This is a genomic window from Mycobacterium sp. TH-M15, from assembly GCF_057473705.1.
In genome coordinates this window covers 1-2,473 of the sequence record NZ_JBYCLB010000422.1, presented here as the reverse complement: position 1 = coordinate 2,473, position 2,473 = coordinate 1, and the positions used below count along the sequence as shown (strand labels likewise).

Genomic DNA, 2,473 nt, shown 5'->3' with positions numbered 1-2,473 from the left:
CTCGGAGGCGTTAGCGCCCAGGTGCAGTGAGTGCGGGTCGACGAACATTTCAAGCTCCTTCCGATCCGGTGCTCTGAGGCTACCGCCATGGTCGTGAGCGTCAATTCACCTTCGCCGCCGGTCGGAACTACCGCTATCGCTTGCGCTTCTTCCGCTTGATCCCCACCCCGCCCCAGAGTGAGAAGCCGCCGATCTTGACCCGCGGAGCCCCCGGCGCACCGTTTCCTTCGGCGCTGTGGTCGAACCCGCCCATCACCCCGTGGCCGTCGATGTCGACGTTGACCTCCGGCGGCAGCAGGATGGTCTGCCCGCCCATGATCGAGTAGGCCTTGATCTGCACGTCCTGCGAGGTGAAGTCGGCGTAGCGCAGGTCGACCACCCCGCCGCCCCATAGCGAGAAGGTGGTCAGCCGCTTCGGCACGTTCCAGCGGCCGCGTCGCTCGAACGCGCTCATGATCCCCAGCAGCAGCGTGGACGGTGCCGGTGTGCAGTCGCCGCCGCGTTTCGGGCTCACCGACGACCCGGGCAGGTCGGCCCGGAGCCGGTCCAGCTCGTCGTAGGTGTGCGCCCCGTACGCCTTGGCCAGCCGGTCCTCGTATTCGCTCATCGGCAGTCGGCCATCGGCGGCCGCCTCGCCAAGCAGCTGCGCCAGCTGGATGCGGTCGGTGTCGTGGGCCTCCACCTCGGCATGCGAGGCGTGGCGGCCCGGGTGTTCTGAATCGCTCATCGGCGACCAGCCTACGACGTGCCGCCTGGGCCGCACGCGGCTTCGCCAAACTGCGTCGCGACCGTTACCCCTCTGAAGGACTCGCCCACCGTGGCGGTCGTTTCTGCAGGAACGCCAGCATCCCCTCGCGGGCCTCCTCGGAGACGAACAGCCGGGCCGAGTCCACCGCCAGCCGCTCGGCGTCTCGGTCGAAACCGGCCAGCATGTCGGCGGTGGTCAGCGCCTTGGATGCCGCCAGGCCCTGCGGGGACCCTTTTCGCAGGTCATCGAGGATGCCGGCGACGGCGGCGTCGACGTCGTCGGCTGCGGTGGTGATCAGCCCGATCGCCGCGGCCTCGGCGGCGTCGAACTTCTCCCCGGTCAGGCAGTAGCGGCCGGCCGACCGGGCACTCATCTTCGGCAGCAGGGTCAGCGAGATGATCGCCGGCGCCACCCCGATCCGCGCCTCGGTGAGCGCGAACGTGCTGTTGGTTCCGGCGACGACGATGTCGCACGCGCCGACCAGGCCCATGCCGCCGGCCCGGACGTGGCCGTCGACGGCGGCGATCACCGGCAGCGGCGACTCGATGATCGCTCGCAGCAGCGCCACCAGTTCGCGGGCCCGGTCGGCGGCCAGATCCGCCGGATCCCCGCCGCCGGCCGAAGCCTCGGACAGGTCCGCCCCGGCGCAGAACGTGTTGCCGGTGTGGCCGAGCACCACCGCGCGTACCTGCGGGTCGGCGGCGGCGTCACGCAGCCCCCGGTGCAGCTGGGTGACCAGCGCGGTCGACAGCGCGTTGCGGTTGTGCGGCGAATCCAGGGTCAGCCGGGCCGCACCCGCGTCGACGGCGTAGCGGACCAGAGTGTCCATCAGTACGACCGGGGCAGACCCAGCGACGTCTGCGCGACGAAGTTCAAGATCATCTCCCGGCTCACCGGCGCGATCCGGGCCAGCCGGGAGACCGTCATCGCCGCGGCGATGCCGTACTCCTTGGTCAGCCCGTTGCCGCCGAGCGACTGCACCGCCTGGTCGACCGCGCGCGTGGAGGCCTCGCCGGCGGCGTACTTGGCCATGTTCGCCGCCTCGGCGGCACCGAAGTCGTCGCCGCTGTCGTAGAGGGTGGCCGCCTTCTGCATCATCAGCTTGGCCAGCTGCACCTCGATGTGCACCTGCGCCAACGGGTGCGCCAGCCCTTGGTGGGCGCCGATCGGCGTCTTCCACACCTGCCGGGTCTTGGTGTAGTCGACGGCTTTGGCGATGGCCAGCCGGCCCATGCCGACCGCGCTGGCCGCACCCATGATCCGCTCCGGGTTCAGCCCGGCGAACAGCTGGGCGATGGCGGCGTCCTCGGAGCCGACCAGCGCGTCGGCGGGCAGCCGCACGTCGTCGATGAACAGCTGGAACTGCCGCTCCGGGCTGACCAACTCCATCTCGATCGGGGTGTAGCTGAAGCCCGGGGCGTCGGTGGGCACCACGAACAGCGCGGGCTTCAGGTTGCCGGTCTTCGCGTCTTCGGTGCGGCCGACCACCAGCACCGCCTGCGCCTGGTCCACCCCGGAGATGAACGTCTTGGCGCCCTTGAGGATCCAGTCGCTGCCGTCGCGGCGTGCGGTGGTGATGATCTTGTGCGAGTTCGACCCGGCGTCCGGTTCGGTGATGGCGAACGCCATGGTCAGCGAGCCGTCGGCGATGTTCGGGATCCACCGCCTCTTCTGCTCGTCGGTGCCGAACTTGGCGATGATGGTGCCGTTGATCGCCGGTGACAC

At 70.1% G+C, this 2,473-nt stretch carries 3 protein-coding genes; all 3 read right to left on the bottom strand.

All coding sequences use genetic code 11. From position 1 onward, the window contains the following. Window positions 1-133: 133 nt before the first annotated feature. On the bottom strand, window positions 134-727 hold the full coding sequence (locus AC2VNT_RS10200; RefSeq protein ID WP_486946741.1) for a DUF1707 SHOCT-like domain-containing protein: 594 nt from the start codon (window positions 725-727) through the stop codon (window positions 134-136). Window positions 728-791: 64 nt separating this feature from the next. Next, window positions 792-1,577: an enoyl-CoA hydratase family protein gene (locus tag AC2VNT_RS10195; protein WP_486946740.1), complete on the bottom strand. Its 786-nt coding sequence runs from the start codon at window positions 1,575-1,577 to the stop codon at window positions 792-794. Next, the coding region (locus tag AC2VNT_RS10190; RefSeq protein ID WP_486946739.1) for an acyl-CoA dehydrogenase family protein at window positions 1,577-2,473 on the bottom strand (897 nt) is incomplete at its 5' end. The genes AC2VNT_RS10190 and AC2VNT_RS10195, both read right to left, overlap by 1 nt.